The following is a 21,324-nucleotide window of genomic DNA, read 5'->3' on the forward strand; positions in this document are numbered from 1 at the left end:
GTGAAGACTTCTTTACTACTGATCAATCCATCCTCCTTCCGAAGTTGGTTTGCTAAGTGCTGCTATTGTACCCCTTGAGCCCTTAACAGGCTGTATCGCCGGACGGAGAAGAAGCTGAGGCGGTTGCAAAGGGCCGTATCCCGGAAAAAGAAAGGGTCAAACCGCTACAAGAAAGCGGTAAAGAGGTTGTCCAAAGCGCACCAGAAGGTAGCCAACCAGCGCAAAGATTTTCACTACAAGACGGCAAAGGAGTTGTTAAGTAGGGGGAAGCACATTGCTCATGAGGCGCTTACTATTGGGGGTCTGGCTAGAACCAGACTAGCCAAGTCTATTTATGATGCCGGGTGGGGACAATTCCTGCAAATCCTTAAGGTCAAGGCTGAAAGAGCTGGGCTGTTAACGATTGCAGTGAATCCAAACGGCACAAGTCAAGAGTGTTCCGGGTGTGGTCAGGTGGTTCCCAAAAAACTCCACGAAAGGTGGCACGATTGCCCCTACTGTGGGCTAAGGCTGTCACGGGACCACAACTCGGCAAGGGTAATCAAATCCAGAGCGGTGGGGCATCCTGTTCTTAAAGCTCGGAAAACGTCCTATGCGGTAGCAGGAGTCACCGAGAAGCCCGCCCTCTACCCGTTCGCGTCAGCGGCGCGGAGCGCTTTAGGGTGAGGGACGGGAGTATGTCACGTCAACAAAGCCGGCCCCAACAGGCGGGCCTGGCGTTCTTCCAGTATGCGGCGCAGGCGGGGCCACTGCTGCAGCTCCGGGTCTTGGGCAATGAGCTGCTCGGCCGCCTGGCGGGCCAACTGCAGCACCTCTTGGTCGTCCATGAGGCTGGCCAGGGCAAAGTCGGGCAGCCCCGACTGGCGGGTGCCCATCACCTCCCCAGGGCCGCGGAAGCGCAGGTCCATCTCGGCAATGAAAAAGCCATCGTGGGACTGCTCCAGGACTTTTAGCCGGCGCAGGGCCTCTTCGCTTTGGGATCCCGTCATTAGAATGCAGTAGGCCTGGTCGGATCCCCGCCCCACCCGCCCCCGCAGTTGGTGGAGCTGGGAGAGGCCAAAGCGCTCGGCATGCTCCACCAGCATCACCGAGGCGTTGGGCACATCCACCCCTACTTCCACCACTGTGGTGGAGACGAGGATATCCAGCTCCCGCCGGCGAAAGGCTTCGATGACAGCCTCTTTCTCGCTGCTAGTTAGGCGCCCGTGCAGCAGGCCCACCCGGAACTGGGGGAAGACCTTCTCCTGCAGGCGCTGGTGCTCTTCAATGGCGGACTTGAGATCCAGCTTCTCAGACTCCTCAATCAGGGGCAGCACCACGTAGGCCTGCCGTCCCTGGGCAATTTCCCGCTCCATCAGCCGCACCACCTGCAGGCGATCCCCGGGTCGAGCCACCACCGTATGCACCGGCTTGCGCCCCGGGGGCAACTCGTCAATTTGGGTAACATCCAGATCCCCGTGCAGGGCCAGGGTAAGGGTGCGGGGGATGGGGGTGGCCGTCATGGTCAGGACATCGGGGTGATCCCCTTTTTGTTGCAGGGCAGCCCGCTGTTCGACGCCAAAGCGGTGCTGCTCGTCGATAACCACCAAGCCCAGGTTGCGAAACTGCACCGCCGGCTGGATGAGGGCATGGGTACCAACAACTAGGGGCAGCTCCCCGGTCTGCAACTGCCGCAGGATCTCGCGCCGCTTGGCGGGGGGGGTGGAGCCGGTCAAGAGTTCAACGGGCACTTGCAGTTGGCTCAGCCACTCCACCAGCTTGCGGTAGTGCTGCTCGGCCAAGACCTCGGTGGGGGCCATGAGGGCCGCCTGCCAGCCGGATTGAATCGCCGCCAGCAAGGCCGCCACCGCCACCACAGTTTTGCCGGATCCCACATCCCCCTGCAGCAGGCGGTTCATGGGCAAGGGATCCCGCAGATCCGCCAGGATCTCGTCAATGGCCCGCTGCTGGGCAGCGGTCAGCTGGAAGGGCAGGATTTGGTAGAAGCGGTCCAAGAGCTCTCCTCTGGCCGGCTGGTAGCGGGGGACAGCTTGGGCCCGGGCGCGGTAGCGCTGCCGCCGCTGCAAGAGGCTAAGTTGCAGGTAGAAGAACTCATCGAACACCAGCCGCCGCCGGGCCTGGGCCAGCAGCTCTTGCGTCTTGGGAAAGTGGATCTGCTGCAGGGCAAGGGGCAAGTCCAACAGCTGCAACTGCCGCTTCAGGGGCTCCGGCAAGGGATCCTCCACCAAGGCAGCTGCCGGCAGGGCGAGCTGGACGGCCTTGCGCACCAGATCGGCGGGGATCCCTTCTGAAAGGGGGTAAACGGGTAGAATCTTGCCCAATCTCTCCGGATCCTCGCCCTCTCCCCCCAGCACCTCCAGTTGCGGGTTGTCCAGCGTCAGGCCCAAGCGGCCCTTTTTCACCAGGCCGCTGGCCGCCACCACTGCCCCCTTGGGGTACTGCCGCTCCAGGGCCGCCTGCCAACTGCGCTGGGCAAATTGCCGCCCGCTGTAGAAGCGGCTGAGGGTGACTATGCCACTTTTGTCGGCAATCTTGAGGTTCAAGATGGTCAGCAAGGGGTTTTTGGGGCTGGTAAAGCAACTGCAGCTTTTCACCGTCCCCACCAGGGTAACGGTCTCCCCCACCTTGGCCTGGCGGATGAGCACCCGGCGGGAATAGTCCAGGTGATCCCGTGGGAAGTAGTAGAGGGCATCGCGCACAGTGTGCAGGCCCAGTTGTGCCAGCTTCTCCGCCGACTTGGGGCCAATGCCCTTGAGAAATTGCAGCGGCTGCTCCAAGCTGAGGCCCTTGGGCGGGGGCAAAGCAGGGCTGGGTGGGCCAGATTGGGCTTGCTCTTGCTGACGACGCAGCCGATCCAGCCAGCGGCGGGTTTCCGCCACCAGGTGCTGCCGCTCCGCCAGCTCCAACTGGGGGTAGAGGCGATAGCGGGATCCCAGTTCTTTCCACCGCCGTCGCTCCTCTCCATCCAGCGTCCAACCCGCAGGGGGATCCTGGCCAAACACGCTCTGCAAAAACTGGGAGAAGGTCTGCTCTCGCCCCCGCAGGTCGGTAAATCCCAACTCCGCCTCTAGAGAAAGGGCGCGCTGAAGCCGCTGTAGATCCACCTGGCTCAAGTTGCTTCTGGGTCGGCTGCCGGTAGTCTCTCTAATCCAACTTTAGCCAATGGCAAAGAGCCCCAGGCGCGGCCTCTGCGCCTCAACTCAAAAGGGCCTGCTCTGTAGGACAGGCCCAGGGATCCAGAGCAACCTTATTCCAGATGGAAACTAGCTGCGGGCCAAGGCGGATCCCAGGAGCGCGGCCATCACGGCCGGCACCAGGGCAATGGCCAGGATGGTGAAAACTTGCGCGTCGGTCATAGCCAACTCCCTAAAACCCAGTGCTGTGAACCTGCTCCTCACTTTACCCCGGCTGGTGACCAGACCTGGGGCCTAAAAATATTCTTTACAAAGCGGCCTTTGGCTCTGGGTTTGGCCGCTGCGGGATCCCCCAGCCCGGCCCCAATCGTGTTACGATGTTGCTCCGCAACGCTGTCGCGACAGCGGGGCAATTCTGGATCTTTTTCTTTGCAACGTTCGCTCTTGGCGTCACCATGGTAGCCGCTCCGCAAAGCTTGACCACTCCCCGGGACAACCTGGCCATTTTGGCGGAAACGGATCCCGTCGTCTACCGCCTCATCCAGCAGGAGCTGAACCGGCAGCGGGATCACCTGGAGATGATTGCCAGCGAGAACTTCACCTCGCCGGCTGTCCTGGCCGCCCAGGGCTCGGTGCTGACCAACAAGTATGCAGAGGGGCTGCCCGGCAAGCGCTACTACGGCGGCTGCGAGTTTATCGACGAGATCGAACAACTGGCCATCGACCGCGCCAAGCAACTCTTTGGAGCGGCCCACGCCAACGTGCAGCCCCACTCCGGCGCCCAGGCCAATTTTGCCGTTTTCCTGGCCCTGCTGCAGCCGGGAGACACGATCATGGGCATGGATCTAGCCCACGGCGGCCACCTCACCCACGGCTCGCCAGTGAACGTCTCCGGCAAGTGGTTCCGCGTGGTGCACTATGGTGTGGATCCCCAGACGGAGCGGATTGACTTCGACCAGGTGCGGGATCTGGCCCGGCAGCACCGGCCTAAGCTCATTATCTGCGGCTACTCGGCCTATCCGCGGATCATTGACTTTGCCGCTTTCCGCGCCATTGCCGACGAGGTGGGGGCCTATCTAATGGCCGATATCGCCCACATTGCCGGCCTGGTGGCCACCGGCCACCACCCCAACCCGGTACCTATCTGCGATGTGGTCACCACCACCACCCACAAGACGCTCCGGGGGCCACGCGGCGGGCTGATCCTCACCCGCGACCCGGAATTGGGCAAAAAGCTGGACAAGGCGGTGTTCCCCGGCAGCCAGGGTGGGCCGCTAGAGCATGTCATTGCCGGCAAGGCGGTGGCCTTTGGGGAAGCGCTGCAGCCCAGCTTTGCCCAGTACTCAGCCCAGGTCATTGCCAATGCCCAGGCGCTGGCGGCAACGCTGCAGCGGCGGGGCATCCGGCTGGTTTCAGGGGGCACCGACAACCACCTGGTGTTGCTGGATCTGCGCTCGGTCTCGGCAGTGCTGGAGAAAAACGGGGCTGCTGATCCAGTGATGACAGGCAAGCGGGCGGATCGCCTGATGGAAGAGATCCACATTACTGCCAACAAAAACACCATCCCCTTTGACCCGCAGCCGCCCTCTGTGGCCAGCGGCCTGCGCCTGGGATCCCCGGCCTTGACCACCCGCAGCCTGGGGCCGGCAGAATTTGAGGAAATTGGGGAAATTATCGCTGACTGTCTGTTCCAGCCAGGGGATCCGGGTGTGCTCGAAGCCTGTCGCCGGCGAGTGGCCGAGCTCTGCCGCCGTTTTCCGCTCTACCCCCACTTGGGATAACCCCCCTCCTCGCTACGGCTTGCCATGCCTTACTTGGTTGCCTTTTTGGCTGCTGCCTGTGTGGTTCTCTGGGCAACCCCGGTGGTGAAGGCGGTCGGGATCCGCAGCGGCCAGTTGGATTTTCCCGATGAGCGCAAGATCCACCGGCAGCCGATGGTGCGCCTAGGGGGGGTCTCTATCTTTTTTGGCAACCTGGTGGCACTACTCTTGCTCTGGGGAGCCGGAGCCTTCGCCGGCTTGCGCACCGAGCAGGAGTACGAGATCTGGGGGGTAACCATTGGCGGCGTTTTGTTTTTTTTGATCGGCCTGGCCGACGATCTGTTCCAGTTGTCGCCCTTTTCCCGCCTGGCGATGCAGTTTGGGGTGGCTGCCGCCGCCTGGGGAGTGGGGGTGCGCATCGAGTTCATTAACCTACCGGGGATCGGCATCTGGCCCTTTCCGGTATGGCTGAGCCTGCTGGTTACCCTGCTGTGGCTGGTGGGGATGGCCAACGCCATCAACTTCATGGACGGCCTGGATGGCTTGGCGGCAGGCGTGTCGGGGATCGCAGCAGTCGTGATGCTGATGGTAACGCTGCTCCTGGATCGGCCGGCGGCGGCCATGCTGGCGGCAGCCTTGGCCGGGGCCTGCCTGGGCTTTTTGCGCTACAACTTCAACCCGGCCCAGATCTTCATGGGAGATGGGGGAGCCTACTTTCTGGGCTTTACCCTGGCCGGGATCGGGGTCATTGGGGTGGCCAAGGGGGTAACCACGCTGGCGGTGGCCCTGCCGTTTTTTATCCTGGCCGTGCCGATTTTGGATATGTCTGCCGTGATCCTCAAGCGGCTGGCTAGAGGCAAGTCCCCCTTTCATCCCGACAAGGGCCACTTGCACCATCGCCTGCTCAAAGCCGGCCTGTCGCAGCGGCATTCAGTACTCTTGATCTACGCCATGACCCTCTGGGGGGGATCCCTGGCCTTGGCCCTGGCCGGCCTGCCGGCAGGGGGTACCTATCTGGGCGGGGCCTCGCTGCTGTTGGCGGGAGTAAGCTGGGGGGCCTGGCAACGCCACCGTCAGCGGCAACGGTCTTTGGCTGCTGAAGATACCCAGGTTCAAGCAACAGATTCAGTTAATTCAAAAAAGGATTAAGCCTGGGTTGTTCCCAGCCGCCCGCCTGCCTAGACTGGAAGGGATCTCCTCTGCCGCCTTGATGATGCGTCCTACACCGGAGCTGGCGGCCCTTTTGCGCCGCACCGCCGATCGCTTGCAGGCCCAGCACTGGGGCTTTTGGGATCGCGAGTACTGCTGGCGGGATAGTACCCGCTGCAATTGCGGCCTGCTGGTGCGAGAAGCCCTGGGCTGGAATCAGCAGCAGCTTAGCCTGCACATCCACCGCGGCACCTGGCGCTCCATTGCCCAAACGGCCTACCGCACCGCTGCCTATGTCGCGAGGGATCCTTCCCACTGCGAGGCTACGGGCCTACGGCTGGGATATGTGTTTGAAAAGATGGCAGAGCTGGGGTTTGACCAGCCAGAAGACTTTGCCGCTCTCGAAGAGCTAAGCGATCCGGTCATCCTGGCCCGCCTGGCCGAAAAAGGGGTAGAGCCGCTGCGGCGCGACTACGCCCCCCACGTGGCCCTCTACATGCTGGAGCTGGCCGACTGGATTGAGGAACAACTGCAGGCCCAGGCTCAGCTCAGCCCCTTGACTCAACCTCTGCCCAAAGCTAAGGCAACAGAAGTAGCCGTCCGCCAGCCGCTACGCCTGCGGTGAGGGGCAAATCCCTCAGTTGGAGTCTTCCACCATCAGCACGTGGGTTGGGATTTGTGGAGGAAGAAGCTTGCGGCCCGACAAGAAAGCTAGCTCGATTAGAAAAGCAAACCCGCCTACCTGGGCGCCACTCTGAGCCACCAGTTCAGCCGTGGCGGCGGCGGTACCGCCAGTTGCCAAGACGTCATCGACAATCACCACCCGATTGCCAGGGCGCAGGGCGTGGGCTTGTAGTTGGAGCTCGTCTTGGCCATACTCCAGCGTGTAGGTTTGGCTGAGCACTGGCGGCGGCAGTTTGCCGCGCTTGCGAACGGGGACAAACCCCAAACCCAGGTGTTGGGCCAAGGCAGCCCCCAAAATAAACCCCCGCGACTCAATGCCCACCACGTAATCTAGGGATCCCATGGTGGCAGTGCCGGCGGCCAACTGTTCGATAGCGGCCCGAAAGCCCGCTGGATTCTGCAGCAAGGGGGTTATGTCGCGAAAGAGGATCCCGGGCTTGGGAAAATCGGGCACTAGGCGGACAAGGGGGCGCAGATCCATGAGTTCTCCTGGCTCAGCAGTGGCCAGCTCAAAGGGTGTAGAAGGCCGCTCCCAGCAACCCATCATAGCCGCTCAGGGCCTTAGCGAACGGGTTTCCTTTTGGCCAAGCTGGCAAGGCCGGAGATTATAATTGCAAGGCTAGGGGCCGCGGCTCATTCTTTTTGTTCCTGACCTTGGAGATTTCCCATGCGCTATTACATGGCCATTGACTCCAACCCCCTGGCAAGTTTGCCCCTGGCGCTGTTTGGGGTAGGCAGTGAGTCGGCCTACGTTGACCTGCTCCAGGACAAGCTAGTAGTGCGGGCGGGCAACTTGTTCAACGAAACCTTTTCTCTAGGCGAGCTGGGACGCGGGGAGCGCTTCTCTTGGCCCTGGTTCTACGGCCTGGGTGTGCGCACCGATTTCCAGGGGTTGGTGGGCGCGGTAACCAGCACCCAGGGGGTGGTTGCCATTCCGCTGCTGCAGGAAAAGACCCTCTTCATCCCTCTGCTGGGGCCGCTGGGGCTGCAAGTACCCTGCAAAAAGCTGGTCTTCAGCCTCAAGGATCCGGATACCTTTTTGGCCAATTTCAACCAGGGGCGCCCCGAGGTGAACGGCGCGCCCAAGAATGTGGTGATTGAGTAGCCAGGGCCAGCTATTTTGACAAGACCAGCACCTCAGTGACGGAGCCGCGCTTGCGGCCGTGGCAGTTGATGGCGCGGCTGTCTCCTTCTCGCTACGCCAAAGGTCAGCTGGCCGCAGTCCCCTAGTTTTGATCCTCTTCCAGCAGCTCTTCCAGCACCTCGATCCAATGCTCCAGTTCCTCCAACCCCTGCAACACTGCCTCTGGGTCGCTTAGCTCCACCTGGAGCAGCTGGGCCGATTCTGCCCAGCTTAGGGATCCGGGCGGGCTGGCCAGCCAATTCAGGTAGCTGGGCAAAAAGGTCCGCGGAGACAGATGATACTGGCGGTAACAGGCCAGGGCAACCAGGCTGGCCAGGCTGACCTGAGGGGCGCTGAAGGGGCGCAGAAACAGCTCCGGCATCCCCACCCAGCGGAACTGCTCTTCCGGCAACAGCTCCACCGCATCGCCGCACAGCTCCTGGCTCAGCTTCAGCCACTCTTCGCCGACCCAGTAGGTAGGGCCAGCCTCGGATGGGGCCAGTGGAGCGGTGTCGCCTTGCGAGATCTCCGACCGGTAGAGGAGCAGCTCCAGCCGCGCAATCAAGCTCTGGTAGAACACGGCTTGCAACTGCGCCTCCAGGTGGTGAATCAACAGGGCCTGGGCCAAGGTAAGGCTGCCGGAGCGCAAGGCCTCCGGCCCGCTTCCCCGATCGCGGAGACGAGGTGGCGCCGGCGTGCCCCGCGCCCCCTCCAGCAGGTAGTCGAGCAGCATCTGCTGTAAAAACGCGGTGTGCACCCGAATTTCCCAGGAGGGCTGGATAGTTCCTTGCAGCTCCTCCAGATCCAGCCAAACCCGAGGCCCCTCAGGCCGGAGCCGCCGGCTGAGGGCTTCAAGGGCTTGCAGCAGCAAGGCGAGGGGTTCACCCCCTAACGATGGCGTCTCTGGCTTGCCGGCGGGTGCTTCCAAGTTGGAGCGGATTTCCGGTAACCAGGGTTTGGCCTGGGCTGCACAGTCGGGGCAGAACTCTTGCAGGGCCGCCCAGACCAGGGAGGTAGCCTCGGCGGCGGTGAGGGGAGGAGCCGGATCCCCCCAGGGCGCATAGAGGTCGCAGGTACGGATGGAACGGCCCAGGGCGCGGCTTTTTAGGCGGTAGTAGCGCTGGAACAGGTCGAAGCGATCGCGGATCCCGTCCAGCAGCTGCTCCCAAAAGGGCTGGCCGAGGCCATGGCGAGCCAGGTAAAGCTCGGCGGCAGAATCGTAGCCCCGCCACTGGGCTTCCCAGAGGTGGTCGCGGATGAGGACGCTGAGAATAAATCCCCCTAGCTCTGCATGGGCTTCTAGGTGTTGGCCCAACCGCTGGTAGGCCGCCCAGCGGATCTCAGCGCTGGGGTGGGTTTGCAGGCTCTGCAGGTGGGCAAGGGTTTCAGTCGACTGCTGTTGGGGGAGAGCGGGGGAGCTAAGGGTGACTTGCCACAACTGCCGCCAGGCCAAGCGTCCGGCCAGGCGCTGCTGGTGGAGTAGACGTTCCAGAGGCTCCGCCTGCTGGTGACCTCGCTGCTGGAGGAGGCCACACAGAAACTGGCGAAAGGGGCGCAGCCCTGGATCGGCACAGGCAGCAGCCAAAAGATCCAAGCGCCGCTCCTCTGGCTCGGGCGGCAACTCGGCGGCAGGCTCGTCGGGAGAGACAGCCAACAGGGACTGCAGCTCCAGGGGGAAAAAGAGCAAGTGGCTTTGCAGGGAGATAGCCCGTTCCAGATCCCGCCAGCTTGGGGCCTGAACAGGGGTAGCCGGGATCCCTTCCCTGCCCTCTGCAAGGTGAGCTGCCAGGGCTTGTGTTAGCTGCAACAAGACTTGCAGCGCCTTTCCCAGCTCTGGTGGGCTGAGCTGGGCCACTTGCCCTCGGTAGCAGCGGGCAAACTGCTGTACCTGCTCTTCCAGCTCATCCCACGCTGGGATGGGCTCTTCCCCGGGGCCAGAAAAATGGTCAAAGGGAGGGTCGGAAGTAGGAAAGACCACTGGGATAGCCTCCTAGCGATGAGGGCCCTCCCTCCATTGCCTTGTCGGCTGAGGGGAGTGCCCCCTTTTGAGGGGCAGGGAAAGCCTGAAACGATTGTGACATTCTCCCCAAGCCCCTGCAGCCAGAGCGCAGGGATCCCTGGCCAGGGCAGAGGCCAAAACTTCTGCCAGGATTAAGCTAAAGACTTTCCTCGGGGAGGCAACTGGAGTGTTTGCTCAGGTCACTGCTGCTGCCCTGGTGGGACTCAAGGCCGTGGGGGTCACGGTAGAGGTGGATGTGGGCGGTGGCTTGCCCCAGATTACCCTGGTGGGGCTGCCCGATACAGCCGTTCAGGAGGCCAAAGAGCGGGTACGGGCGGCCATCAAGAACTCCGGCTTTGCCCTGCCCCAGCGGCGGATCATCGTCAACTTGGCCCCCGCCGATCTGCGCAAAGAGGGCCCCAGCTTCGATCTGCCCATTGCCATCGGCATCCTGGCAGCCGCAGGAGTAGTTGAGCGGGAAGCGCTGGCCAACACCCTGCTGCTGGGGGAATTGGCCCTGGATGGCACCCTGCGTCCTGTGGCGGGAGTTTTGCCCATCGCCGCCAGCGCCGCCGAGATGGGGATCCGCCGCCTGGTGGTGCCCCGAGAAAACGGCCCGGAAGGGGCGCTGGTGCAAGGGATCCAGGTGTATGGGCTGCCCTCTTTGGCGGCAGTGGTGAGCTGGCTGCAAAACCCCCAGGGAGTTGAGCCGGTGCGGATCCAGCGGGAGCAGATGCTGCCCACCGAAACGGAACCCCTGCTGGATTTGGCCGATGTCAAGGGGCAAGAGCACGCCCGACGGGCCCTGGAGATCGCGGCGGCCGGCGGCCACAACCTGTTGCTGGTGGGCAGCCCGGGAGCGGGCAAGACCATGCTGGCGCGTCGTCTGCCCGGCATTTTGCCGCGGCTGCAGTGGGAAGAGATGTTGGAAATTACCCGCATCTACTCGGCAGCCGGCCTGTTGCGGCAAAATCTCCACCTGGGGCGCCAGACTCCCCTGATTACGCAGCGGCCCTTTCGGGCTCCCCACCACTCGGCTTCGGCGGTGGCGCTGGTGGGTGGTGGCCCCTACCCCAAGCCTGGCGAGATCTCCCTTGCTCACCACGGTGTCCTGTACCTGGATGAACTGACGGAATTCCGGCGGGAGGTGTTGGAGGTGCTGCGCCAGCCTTTGGAAGATGGCAAGGTCACCATCTCCCGCGCCCGCGTTTCTCTGGAGTTTCCCGCCCAAACCACCCTGGTGGCCTCCACCAACCCTTGCCCCTGCGGTTTCTATGGAGATCCCGTTCAGCCCTGCACCTGTACGCCGCAGCAGCGGGAGCGCTACTGGTCCAAGCTCTCCGGGCCGCTGTTGGATCGCATCGACTTGCAGGTGCGGGTCAACCGCCTCAAGCCAGAAGAAATTGTCCGCCTCCAGGGCGGCGAATCTTCCCAAGCGGTGCGGCAGCGGGTGGAACAGGCGCGGCAGCGCCAACGGCAGCGCTTCCAAAACGAGCCAGGGATCCACTGCAACGCCCAGATGCAACCCCGCCACCTGCGGCAGTGGTGTGCCCTGTCCGAGCCCTGTCGCAAACTCTTGGAGAGCGCCATCCAAAAGCTGGGCCTGTCTGCGCGGGGGAGCGACCGCATCCTCAAGGTGGCCCGCACCATCGCCGACCTGGAGGGTGCCGAGGCCATCGCCCCCACCCACCTCGCCGAGGCCATCCAGTATCGCAGCCTGGATCGCGGGCGGCCCTGAGCCCTCACCCCCGGCCCCTCTCCCAGAGGGAGAGGGGAGTATGGTATGGGATTGGCCTGCTTTAAGCCAAGGGGAGCGAGGCGGGGGAGGGAGCAATCTGCCCCTGGTGCACTTGCAGGATTTGCGCCCCTTGGAGCCAAGCGGCGTCGAAGGATCCCAGGTGGGTGGTGGTAACCAAAGTCTGCACCCGTTCTTGAATCGCCTCCAAGAGCTGGTTTTGGCGGTGCAGATCCAGCTCTGCCAGCACGTCGTCCAGCAGCAGCAGGGGCGGATCCCCCTTCACCTGCTCGATCAGTTCCAGCTCCGCCAATTTGAGGGCCAAGACCAAGGTGCGCTGCTGCCCCTGGGATCCATAGGCGCGGGCGGCAACTCCGTCGATGCCCAGCTCCACCTCGTCTCGGTGGGGGCCAACCAGAGAGGTGCCCAGGGCCTGTTCGGCAGCAGCCTTGGCGCGGATCGCGGCCAAAAATTGGGCTTGAACCACCTTGGGATCGGCCTGGGGATCCGGCAGGGGCACCTGCGGGCGGTAGGTGAGGCTGAGGGTCTCCCGTCCGCCGCTGATGGCCTGGTGCCAGCGGGCGGCCAGGGGTTCTAGCCGCTGCAACAGCCGGGCGCGGCGGCGCAGGATGCGGCTGCCAAGGGTGGCCAGTTGCGCGTCCCAAAAGGCCATCTGAGGTACTTTGTCGCCCGCAGCCAAGGGATCCTGCTTCAAGAGGGCATTGCGCTGCTTGAGGATCTGACGATACTGCTCCACCAGGCCCAGGTAAGCCGGCTCCAGTTGAAGCAACACCCCGTCCAGCCAGGTGCGCCGCGCTTCTGGAGCTCCCCGCACCAGCTCCAGATCCAGGCTGGAGAACACCACGGCACTCACCTGCCCCAAAAAGTCCGATTGTCGCCGTAGCCCCTGGCCGTTAACCCTTAGGGATCGCCCCCCTTGGCTGCGCAGCTCCATCGCCAGCTCGTGGGCCACCCCCAGCCGCTCCACCGTGGCGGCGATCCGGGCCTTCTCTGCCCCCTGCTGCACCAACTCCCGATCCCGACCGGCCCGCCGCGAGCGCAGGGTGGCCAAGAGCTCCACCGCCTCCAAGAGGTTGGTCTTGCCCTGGGCGTTCTCCCCCACCAGGATGGTCTTGGGCGCCTCGAAGGAGATCTTTTGATCCCGGTAGTTGCGAAAGTGCCACAGGTGCAGAAAACGCAGGTACACTCGACAGCCGTGCGCTCTTGGCTCTGGATTTCTGGGCAGAAGAACAGCCCCCGCGGCGGGGGCTTTTACTCTAACGCAACTGCCTCGGGGTCAGCAGACCCACTCAGAAGCTGCTCAGGGATCCCAGACCGCTCAGGCGCTCAGCCGCCAACAGGTGCAAGGCGGCGCGGGCCGAGTGGAAGGCGGCTTTGCTGCGGCTGTAGTCGGCGAAGGTGTAGCTAGCGGGATCGGCATTGACCCTGCCCAACAACTGTTGGGCTTGCTGCTGCAGCTCGGCTACAGGGCCGGAGGTGATGTTGGCGAAGGTCATCTCCGCTTGCAACCGGCTGAGGGACTCTTGGGCGCGGAGGGGGGCTTCGAAGAAGGAACGGCCAGGAGGGCCCCCAAAGCCTAGCTCCGCTTTGTACAGAGCTTTGGCGGCTTTGGCCAGGTTTTCCGCCGCCTTGGCCTGCTCGCGGGCGGCAAAGACATTCCCCCCTTGCAGAGCCTTCTGGGCCTCGGCAAAGCTCTGGCGGCTCAGCTCCAGAAGACGGGCCGCTTCCGGAGAGGATCCCCGCTGGGCGAAGAAGCTGGCTTCCGCCAGGTCCCGCTGCGCTTTGGCCAGGTCGTGGTTGACTCGCTCCAGCTCCCGCGGGCTCTGCCAACTCGGCTGCATTGGCACGGGGGCTGCAGTTCCAGGAGCCGAGGGCCGGCCCCGCTGGGCTTGCGCCGGGGATCCCAGCACCAGGGGAGTGAGGAGCACCAAAATCGGTAGGGAACAGCCGAGGGTACGGGTGAAGGAAGCACGCATCGTCATGGTTACAAACTCCAATCGACAGGACAAGCCGGTTTGGGGTTGGCCCGTTCGCGCTCTTTGGGCGGAGTTCTGGGGGCTTTCCCTTGCGGCTTATCTTGAGAATGGCGAAAGAAAATGACGTGAAGATGACAAGGGCAGCTCCACCGTAAACACCGACCCCTCCCCCACCCGGCTGGCCACCCGCAGGGATCCCCGATGGGCGGTAACGATCTGGTGGGCCAAGGCCAGGCCCAGCCCAAATCCCCCCGTATGGCGGGCGCGGGCCGTGTCCACCCGGTAAAACCGCTCGCACAGGTGGGGCAGGTGCTCAGGAGGGATGCCGATGTCTGTATCCTTCACGTGGATGCTAACCCAGGGAGGCCGGCTTTCCAGGCTCACCTGCACCGTGCCGCCGGCGGGGGTGTACTGCAGGACATTGCGCAGCAGGTTTTCCACCGCCTGCCGCAGCAGGGCCGCCTCCCCCCGCACCAGCCATTTCCCGGCAGGCCCCGGCAGGTCGCATTGCCAGCGCAGCCCCAGGGACTCCGCTTGGGGCCGGTATTGTTCGCCCAGCTCCTGCACCAGCTCCCGCAAGTCCACCAGGGGCAGATCCTCCAAAGGCAGGGATCCCTGCTGGCGGGCCAACTGCAGCAAGGTATCGATCAGCACGCTGAGGCGGCGGGCACCGCTCACCACCTTTTCCAGGCGAGGTTGAACTTGTTCCGGGGCCAGCAGAGCCATTTGAGCATTGCTCATCAGGGCGGCCAGGGGGGCGCGCAACTCGTGGGAAGCATCGGCAGTGAAGCGTTGCAACTGCTCGTAGGAGCGACGAATCGGCTGCATCGCCAGCCCCCCCAAGATCCAGCCGGCCCCGCCGATCAACGCCAGCGTCAGCGGGATCCCGATCCCCAACCCCCAGCGCAAGCGACCCAGGGTAAGTTGCAGCGGTTCCAGGGGCACCGCCAGTTGCAAGTAGCCCAGTAGCTTTTCCTCCTGCTGCACCGGCAGCGTGAGCTGGCGCAACAGTAAGCCGCTCTCTCCCTCCACCGTTTGGAAACCCAGTTGGAGATGGTGAGGCGGGCCATCCAAGTCAAACAGCTCCAGAGGAGGCCGGGATCCCGTGTACTGGCGCAGGGATCCCAAGCTTTCCCTTCCGGTGCCGGGAGCAGGATCGAACCAGCGCACATAGGCCAAGTGATGGTCGAGGGGTTGGGTTTTCCCCCCCAAAAAGGGCACCTCGTTCAACACCAACCGCCACTGCCCCTGGCGCAGCTCGTACTTAATGGCTGCCGCCATGATCCCGGCCTGAACCTGCAGCTCCTCGTCAAAAGCCTGCAACTGGTTCTGATACATTCACGCTGAACTCTCCTGAACATGGTTCAGGAAAGAAGCGATCGCATCCTGCTTATCTCTGAGCAGGAAGGCGGTATCCCGCAAAGCCCTGAGGAATACCCCCCGAGCGCTTTCCCCCTTCACTTCCCGGCAACCGTTGCGGTGGACTCAAGGATCAGGGGGAAACTTGGTCTACTATATCCCTCTCAATGACTTTTGCCAAACCGCCTAAAGCTCAGTAAATTCAGCAAAGTTCAGGGTTTTGGGGGTTAGAGGCATGCTCCACTTCCAAGCGGTAGAAGACGGCGGCAAACACCAGCAGGATCCCCCCCATGACCCCGGCAAAGCTGCGGGCCAAGCGACGGCGGCTGTGCTGAAACAATTCCGCCTCTTTTGTCGCGGCCTTCTGGCTCAGGTGCTGCTGAAAAGTTGGCCTCAGAGAAACCCAGTCCCAGCCCAGCCGCGGGAGAGAATGCTTTGGCCCGGCTCTTTTGGCCTCCATGCCACCTCTAGGGAACTGCTTCTATGGGTCTGCTTCCGGGGAGGGGATGCGCAGCCGGTACCCCTGGCCGTACACCGACTCCAGCCAATCCTGGGCCTCCACCTCCTTTAACCGTAACCGCAACCGCCGCACCAGCGCCGCCACGGCATTGCTTTCCGGCTCACAGCCCCACTCCCACACCGCCTGCTCGATCTGGCCCCGACTGAGCACCTGGTGGGGGTGGCGCATCAGGTACTCCATCAACTGAAACTCTTTGCCCGAAAGCTGCACTTGCCGCCCCTGCCGCTCTAGGGTCAGGCTGGCCAAGTGCAAGTGCAGGGATCCCAGGCTGAGGCTGTCGCCTTGCCATTGGGGGGAACGGCGTCCCAGAGCCCGCACCCGTGCCAGCAGCTCTATCAGATCCACCGGCTTGACCAGGTAGTCGTCTGCCCCCGCATCCAACCCCTGTACGATGTCCGACGTGGCATCCTTGGCGGTTAACATCAGCACCGGTGCGCATCCCCCCGAGCGGCGGTACTGCTGACAGAGTTGGATCCCGCTGATCCCCGGCAGCATCCAATCCAAGATGAGGAGATCATAGGCTTTCTCCTCCATCAGCCAGGCAGCCGTCTCCCCTTCGCTGGCGCAGTCCACCACATGGCCGCACTTGGCCAGAGCAGCCTGCAAAGGCTCCAACTGCTCCAGGTCGTCTTCCACCAACAAAATTCGCATGTCCCGCTTGCTACCCACCGATCCCACTCTGCCAGGCTAGGATGGCGGAGAAAAGCCATCTCCCGGATCCCTCAAACCATGGCCAACCCGTTCAAGCTTCTTCAGTCACGTGAGCCCAGCCTGGGGGCCGACTTCTGGCTGGCCTTGCCCCTGGCCGGGATCCTGTTTGGGGTGGGCGGAGAATGGGTGACCGGCCAAGTGCTGAGCCGTCCCCGCCCGCAGGTCCAGCCTTTGGCCATTCGCAGCCAGCAGCAGGCCATTCTAACTCTGGATATTCTCTCCATCCAAGCGGAGATCCGCCGCCGCCGCGGCTACACCAAGGTGGAGGTGACGACCACCAATCCCCATTTGCGCAAGCTGGAATTTGAATTTCCGGAGCTGGATCCGGATCGGGTGGCCGCCCAGATTGCCCAAGAGCTGGGCCTCACCCCCGACCAGGTGCAGCGCCTCACCCGCTACAGCTTGGACTAGAAAGATATTTCAAGATATTTCAAACAGGAAGGCTATCTCCCGCGTTCCCTTGGGTCAGCCCTCCGAAAAAATCCGGGCCAACTGCTCGCAGGCCGCTCTAATCTTCTCCAGGGTGCCGGGGTTGACCAAGCCGTAGTAGTCAAATCCATAGACCCTCTGGGTTTGAACAGCTTGCAGTTGATTCCAAAAGGGGCGGGAACGGAAAAAGGCCAAGGGATCCGCCGCCTCCGGGTTGACCACCAACAAAACCTCGGGGTTGGCTTCCAGGATGCGCTCTGCCGCAAGGGTGACATAGCCGCGAAATTGCCCTTGGCTTTGTAGGGCAGCCGTCAGGTTATCGGCGCCAAAGCGCTCCAGCAGATCCCCGGCCCAGCTTTGCCGGTTGGGAGAGAGAATCGGCTGGGTGCCCACCAAAAGCAGGGTTTTGGGGCGAACTGGGGGCAGCTCCTGGGGCAAAAGCGATCCGTACTCCCGCAGCAAGGGATCCGGATCCGCCCCCAAGGCAGCAGCCAGAGTGGCGATGGTTGCTTCCAGGGCAGCCCAACTGTCCACCTGCGTGAGATAGGTGGGGATCCCCAATGCCTGCAATCGTTCTGCCAAAGCCGTGTGAAAGCCACTGGCCCCCACCACCCAGTCCGGTTGCAGGGCCACGATTTGCTCCAGGTTAGGTTGGTTGCCCAGCCCCAGCCGAGTTATGCCCTGAAAGCGGGGATCCGCCTCCAACAAGCGCCCGGACGGGATCCCCACCAGCTTGTCCGGAGCCAGGCGATAGAGAATATCGGCTGTCAAGGTGGTGAGGCTGGCCACTCGCCGAACCGGAGCTGGCGGGATCTGGCTTTGGGCGCGGGCCAAGCGACCCATTCCCCAAACCCCCAGGCTGGCCAGGCCCAAGACAAGGAGTTGACGGCGAGAAAGACAAGACAGCATGGACGATCTCCAAAACAGTTCCAAAACAGTCAATTGAGGGTGAACTGAATCGGCACCGTTACCCACGACTCAATCGGGGTGTTGTTCCTCAAGGCGGGGCTAAATTGCCAGCGTTGCACCGCCTCTTGTGCGGCCCTGTCCAGGGCCGGGAAGCCGCTGGAAGAGACAATTTCCACCTGCTGCACCTGCCCTTGGGCATCCACCTTGACCCGCAACAGCACTTGCCCCTGCTGGTTGAGGCGGCGGGCTTGGGGAGGGTACTGCGGCGGCGGGTTGCGCCCCGGGATGGGGCGGGCCAGGATGTCCGGCCTGGCAGCCACTGCTGCGGGCGAGGAGGTGGGGGAGGATGCCTCCCCGGCCCCTTCTGCCGCTGTCGGCGCAGAACCCTGCGCTTGGGATCCACCGAGGCCACCCGTCCCAGGAGCGCTGGATCCAGATCCCTCGCTCCCGCCGGGGGAAGCAGTGCCCCCGCCACCCGAACGGATCCCTTGGATGAGGGGGGTGAAGCGGGGAATGGGAGCGCTCGTAGCAGCCACGGGGGGCGGCCTGTCGGCCACAGGTGCAGCCGTGGGGGTAGCCACCGGAGTTGGAGGGGGCTGCTGTGGTGAGGGGGTGACCGTCGGTGTTGGGGAGGGCGGAGGAGGGGTTGGTGCGGCCATCGGCGTGGGTGGAGGGGTCGGCTCCGGCTTTGCTGTGGGAACAGGCGTAGGGGTGGGGGGCGGCGTTTGCAAAGCCAGCTCAGACTTGGGAACGGCCGTGGTCTCTACTCTCTCCTGAGGCGCAGGAGCCGGTGGGGGTGGGTTATCCGCGGGAGGTGATTCCGGGGCCGGGTCGCTCGGCTCCCCTGCCGGCTTGGGCAAGGCCGAATCTGCCTCTGCCGCAAGCTGCGGCGGCAGCGGATCCTCCAGCCACAGCGTGACCGGGATCCGCACTTCGGGCTCCAGCAGAGGTCGAAATCCCCACCCAACCCATCCCAGCAGCCCCAGCAGATGCAGAAGCAGCGAGAGCAAAGTCTCCCAGCGCAGCGGGCGGGGCTCCCGACTTTGCCCAGGCAACTCAGGGAGATCCTCCAGCGAGGCGCAGGCAACTGAGAGGGCAAGGGAGCAATAGCCCGCCAGCAGCGCCTCCCTAAGTAGCTTCTCCCCCCAGCCGATCCAACGCAGTCCTCCAGATCTTTGGCGCCGCCCCATTGCCCACAGCCCCAGCTCCAGCCAGGCCAGACCCACCCCGTAGGCCATGCCTGCCTGCTGCCAATACCCCATCTGCAGGCGCCACAAAAGCCGAGGGTGGGATCCCCTCCCCGAAGAAGCGGATCCCCGGTTGGTGTGAGTGGGGGGTTCGGCGAGCATGGCTCGGGGCTATCTCGATGGGCACGGCTGGCGGGGAGTCCTAGAAGCGGCTGGAGAAGCTGAGGGCCACATGGCGCCCCGGCTGGGCCCGCCGCTCCACCTCAGGGCCGACAAAGAGGGTGCGGGTCTCGGAGTAGAGAAAATACTTCTCGTCGAAGAGGTTGAACACCCCGAAATTGAGCTGCCAGTTGTCGTCCAGGTTGTAGTAGCCCAGCAGATCCACCACCGTATAGCCGCTGGGCACAAAGGGAATCTGCGGGGGAGCGTTGGGGTTGGTTTGCACCACCTCCCGCTGCGGATCCCGCGGATCCGCCACCAGCGTGGCCACCAGCCTCGCCCCCCACACCTGGCTGGGATCGTCGTAGTGCAGCCCCAGCACCGCCGTCAGCGGCTCAATCGAAAGCAGGGGCTTGTTTTCTGTAAGATTGTCCCCCACCGCCCAGGCAAAGCTGCCGTTTAGGCTCCAGCCGGTTAGGTCGGGGCTGAAGAAATATTGCCCTGTCGCTTCCACGCCGTAGATGCGGGCGCGGCTGACGTTTTGGCTCTGGAAGAGGATGACCGGCGGGGGCGGCGGGCTGCCGGGGGGGCCGGGGGGCGAGGGCTCAGATCCCACCCGCCGGAACGCCTCGATAAAGTCGTTGTAGGTGTTGTAGTAGGCGGCCAAACTGAAGCTGGCCTGCGGGTAGATCCCTCGCAAACCCACTTCAAAACCCTGGCTGGTTTCCGGGCGCAAGTCGGGGTTGGAGAGGGTGCGATAGCGAAAGAAGGGGCTGACCAAGTTGGTGAAGCCGCTGTTGATCTCGTTGTATTGGGGGGCCCGAAAGCCGGTGTTGTACTGGGCCGTAAAGGTAAGGTTGGGGTTTATCCTCCACACCAGGCCCAGCTTGGGGGAAACGGCATCGGCAAAGAGGCTGGCCGCTTCTGACCCACTTTTGAGGAAAGCTTCATCGGGACTGGGGGTGAGGTTGTAGGTGTCGTAGCGGATGCCGGGGATCAACGTCAAGTTGCCGCCGCCGAAATCGATCTCATCCTGCACATACAGCCCAAAACGGACGGTGTCCGAGTCGGGAAAATCTTTGGTGGGAAAGGTGTCTGGGGGAATGTTTTGGGTTACCGCTCCGGTTTGCAGGTTGGTCTGAAAACGGTTGCGGGGTCGTTCGTTGCGGGTGGTGGAAATCTCCATGCCATACACCAGGCGGTGGGAGAGATCCCCGGTTTGGAAGCGGCTTTGGGCCTGCAGGCTGGCTCCTAAAATGTTGCTGACCAGCTCGTTGAAGGTATCTCGCCGCACAGGTACGGGTCGGCCCTGCACGGTGATGGTGCGCTCTTCCACGCTGGGCTCGCGGGTGCGGGCGGGCTGGTAGTAAATCTGGGCGGTGGCCAACTCAAAAGCGGGATTCTCAGGGTTGGCGTAGCGATACTCCAAACTGAGGCGGCTGCGCTCGGTGTCGATGGTTTCCCTAAATAAGCTGATGCCGGGATCCAGGTTGCGCCGCGAGAACGTGGTGGTGGTGCGGCTGTTGAAGTACTCGCCGGTCAGGGTGAGGCTTTCCAAGGGGCTGAAGCGGTAAACCAGCTTGGCCAAAACGTTGTCCCCATCCACCGTTTGTCGATCTTTAAAGCTGGGATCCGCTTTGATATCCGGCTCCCTGGCGTCGCGGCGGGTGTAGATGAGCAGGGCTTCCAAGTTCCCCTGCCGGCCCGCCAAGCTGAGGGTGTTGACAAAGCCTTGGTTTTTGCTGTCGTACTGGCTGGAGAGGCCCACATGGCTGTCCCGTTCCCCCAGCAGATCCGCCGGGTCTAGAGTAGTGTAGGTTACCACGCCCCCCAAGGCATCGCTGCCGTAGAGGGTGGAAGCGGGGCCGCGGATGATCTCCACCGTCTTCAGGGTCTCCAGCTCAAAGGTGTCCCGCCCGATGTTGAAGGGGCCGAAGGAAAACCGCTCCGGCTGCCGGATCCCGTCCACCTGGATCAGCACCCGGTTGGCGTCGAGGCCGCGGATGTTGAAGTCCTGCAGGCCATAGCGGACATTTCGCCGCACGCTCACCCCCGGCTCGTAGCGCACCAGATCCTGGATGTTCTGGATAAGCTCCTGCCGCAGGCGCTCCCGGTCGATGACGGTGATGGTGGCCGGGGAGTCGGCCAGGGTGCGCTCGGTGCGGGTGCCGGTGACCGTAACCTGCTGCAGGTTGAAGACGGGGGTGCCCTGCCGCAGCACTTGCAGATCCGCTTGCAGCCGCTCCACCTCCGCCTGATCCCCCCGCCGGCGGGCAGCTTCGATCTGGGCTTCTAGCTCGCGAATCTGCTCCTGGATGGTGGTGGCTCCCCGAGGGGTGGCCTGGGCCAGCAAAGGAGTCTCAGGGATCCGAGCCGCGGGTTGCGCCTGGGCCAGGGATCCCCAACTCAGCCCCAGGCCCAGCCCCAAGCTCACCGCCTTCCAGCCCCAACCGGTTACTCGCATAACGT

The 21,324-nt window shown here is 63.3% G+C and carries 18 protein-coding genes and 1 pseudogene; 7 read left to right on the forward strand and 12 right to left on the reverse strand.

The window, feature by feature from the left end; translation table 11 throughout:
• Positions 1-93: 93 nt before the first annotated feature.
• Positions 94-666: pseudogene (locus ACVWXC_RS05245) on the forward strand (RNA-guided endonuclease InsQ/TnpB family protein); the annotation flags it as partial.
• Positions 667-680: 14 nt separating this feature from the next.
• Here the strand turns inward: ACVWXC_RS05245 and recG are convergent.
• Positions 681-3,104, reverse strand: a complete 2,424-nt coding sequence (gene recG, locus ACVWXC_RS05250) for an ATP-dependent DNA helicase RecG (RefSeq protein ID WP_414389654.1) — start codon at positions 3,102-3,104, stop codon at positions 681-683.
• A 159-nt stretch (positions 3,105-3,263) separates the two neighbouring features.
• The gene (gene psaM / locus ACVWXC_RS05255) at positions 3,264-3,356 is read right to left on the reverse strand and encodes a photosystem I reaction center subunit XII (RefSeq protein WP_041438450.1); all 93 of its coding nucleotides are present in this window, start codon (positions 3,354-3,356) and stop codon (positions 3,264-3,266) included.
• Between the two features lie 233 nt (positions 3,357-3,589).
• On the opposite strand from psaM, the gene glyA reads away from it, so the two are divergent.
• The 3 genes from glyA to ACVWXC_RS05270 are packed head-to-tail and all read left to right on the forward strand — an operon-like array spanning position 3,590 to position 6,668.
• On the forward strand, positions 3,590-4,915 hold the full coding sequence (gene glyA / locus ACVWXC_RS05260) for a serine hydroxymethyltransferase (RefSeq protein WP_457391475.1): 1,326 nt from the start codon (positions 3,590-3,592) through the stop codon (positions 4,913-4,915).
• A 24-nt stretch (positions 4,916-4,939) separates the two neighbouring features.
• Positions 4,940-6,043: a glycosyltransferase family 4 protein gene (locus tag ACVWXC_RS05265; protein WP_240527843.1), complete on the forward strand. Its 1,104-nt coding sequence runs from the start codon at positions 4,940-4,942 to the stop codon at positions 6,041-6,043.
• Between the two features lie 7 nt (positions 6,044-6,050).
• Positions 6,051-6,668 carry a hypothetical protein gene (locus ACVWXC_RS05270; RefSeq protein ID WP_457391477.1) on the forward strand — a complete coding sequence of 206 codons (618 nt, stop codon included), beginning with the start codon at positions 6,051-6,053 and terminating at the stop codon, positions 6,666-6,668.
• A gap of 12 nt (positions 6,669-6,680) precedes the next feature.
• Here the strand turns inward: ACVWXC_RS05270 and ACVWXC_RS05275 are convergent, their stop codons facing one another.
• Positions 6,681-7,208 (reverse strand): adenine phosphoribosyltransferase, encoded by a 528-nt coding sequence (locus ACVWXC_RS05275; protein ID WP_414346831.1) that lies wholly within the window; start codon positions 7,206-7,208, stop codon positions 6,681-6,683.
• A gap of 186 nt (positions 7,209-7,394) precedes the next feature.
• Between ACVWXC_RS05275 and ACVWXC_RS05280 the strand changes: the two genes are divergently transcribed.
• Positions 7,395-7,832 carry a hypothetical protein gene (locus tag ACVWXC_RS05280; RefSeq protein ID WP_457391479.1) on the forward strand — a complete coding sequence of 146 codons (438 nt, stop codon included), beginning with the start codon at positions 7,395-7,397 and terminating at the stop codon, positions 7,830-7,832.
• Positions 7,833-7,953: 121 nt separating this feature from the next.
• Here the strand turns inward: ACVWXC_RS05280 and ACVWXC_RS05285 are convergent, their stop codons facing one another.
• Positions 7,954-9,828 carry a gluzincin family metallopeptidase gene (locus ACVWXC_RS05285; protein WP_011430836.1) on the reverse strand — a complete coding sequence of 625 codons (1,875 nt, stop codon included), beginning with the start codon at positions 9,826-9,828 and terminating at the stop codon, positions 7,954-7,956.
• 208 nt (positions 9,829-10,036) lie between these two features.
• Between ACVWXC_RS05285 and ACVWXC_RS05290 the strand changes: the two genes are divergently transcribed.
• A complete protein-coding gene (locus tag ACVWXC_RS05290; protein ID WP_011430837.1) occupies positions 10,037-11,587 on the forward strand; it encodes a YifB family Mg chelatase-like AAA ATPase in 1,551 nt (516 codons plus the stop codon).
• Between the two features lie 61 nt (positions 11,588-11,648).
• Here the strand turns inward: ACVWXC_RS05290 and recF are convergent, their stop codons facing one another.
• The 5 genes from recF to rppA all read right to left on the reverse strand — a co-directional run bounded on the left by recF (position 11,649) and on the right by rppA (position 16,111).
• Entirely contained in the window at positions 11,649-12,791 is a 1,143-nt protein-coding gene (gene recF, locus ACVWXC_RS05295) for a DNA replication/repair protein RecF (RefSeq protein WP_011430838.1), read from the reverse strand.
• A 103-nt stretch (positions 12,792-12,894) separates the two neighbouring features.
• Entirely contained in the window at positions 12,895-13,587 is a 693-nt protein-coding gene (locus ACVWXC_RS05300; protein ID WP_457391482.1) for a DNA-binding protein, read from the reverse strand.
• Positions 13,588-13,677: 90 nt separating this feature from the next.
• The gene (locus ACVWXC_RS05305; RefSeq protein ID WP_457391484.1) at positions 13,678-14,919 is read right to left on the reverse strand and encodes a sensor histidine kinase; all 1,242 of its coding nucleotides are present in this window, start codon (positions 14,917-14,919) and stop codon (positions 13,678-13,680) included.
• 223 nt (positions 14,920-15,142) lie between these two features.
• Positions 15,143-15,400 carry a hypothetical protein gene (locus ACVWXC_RS05310; RefSeq protein WP_011430840.1) on the reverse strand — a complete coding sequence of 86 codons (258 nt, stop codon included), beginning with the start codon at positions 15,398-15,400 and terminating at the stop codon, positions 15,143-15,145.
• Between the two features lie 21 nt (positions 15,401-15,421).
• Complete coding sequence (rppA, locus tag ACVWXC_RS05315) at positions 15,422-16,111, reverse strand: two-component system response regulator RppA (RefSeq protein WP_457391486.1); 690 nt, start codon at positions 16,109-16,111, stop codon at positions 15,422-15,424.
• A gap of 78 nt (positions 16,112-16,189) precedes the next feature.
• Here rppA and ACVWXC_RS05320 point away from each other — a divergent pair, with 78 nt between their 5' ends.
• The gene (locus ACVWXC_RS05320) at positions 16,190-16,582 is read left to right on the forward strand and encodes a hypothetical protein (protein WP_414401376.1); all 393 of its coding nucleotides are present in this window, start codon (positions 16,190-16,192) and stop codon (positions 16,580-16,582) included.
• A 54-nt stretch (positions 16,583-16,636) separates the two neighbouring features.
• On the opposite strand, the gene ACVWXC_RS05325 is transcribed toward ACVWXC_RS05320, so the two are convergent.
• Genes ACVWXC_RS05325 through ACVWXC_RS05335 form a run of 3 tightly spaced genes read right to left on the reverse strand, consistent with a single transcriptional unit; the run spans position 16,637 to position 21,319 of the window.
• On the reverse strand, positions 16,637-17,509 hold the full coding sequence (locus tag ACVWXC_RS05325) for an ABC transporter substrate-binding protein (RefSeq protein WP_457391489.1): 873 nt from the start codon (positions 17,507-17,509) through the stop codon (positions 16,637-16,639).
• A gap of 29 nt (positions 17,510-17,538) precedes the next feature.
• Positions 17,539-18,858, reverse strand: a complete 1,320-nt coding sequence (locus ACVWXC_RS05330) for an energy transducer TonB (RefSeq protein ID WP_011430844.1) — start codon at positions 18,856-18,858, stop codon at positions 17,539-17,541.
• 40 nt (positions 18,859-18,898) lie between these two features.
• Complete coding sequence (locus ACVWXC_RS05335; RefSeq protein ID WP_099813016.1) at positions 18,899-21,319, reverse strand: TonB-dependent hemoglobin/transferrin/lactoferrin family receptor; 2,421 nt, start codon at positions 21,317-21,319, stop codon at positions 18,899-18,901.
• Positions 21,320-21,324: the final 5 nt, after the last annotated feature.

It is taken from the genome of Thermostichus sp. OS-CIW-20 (assembly GCF_054061455.1).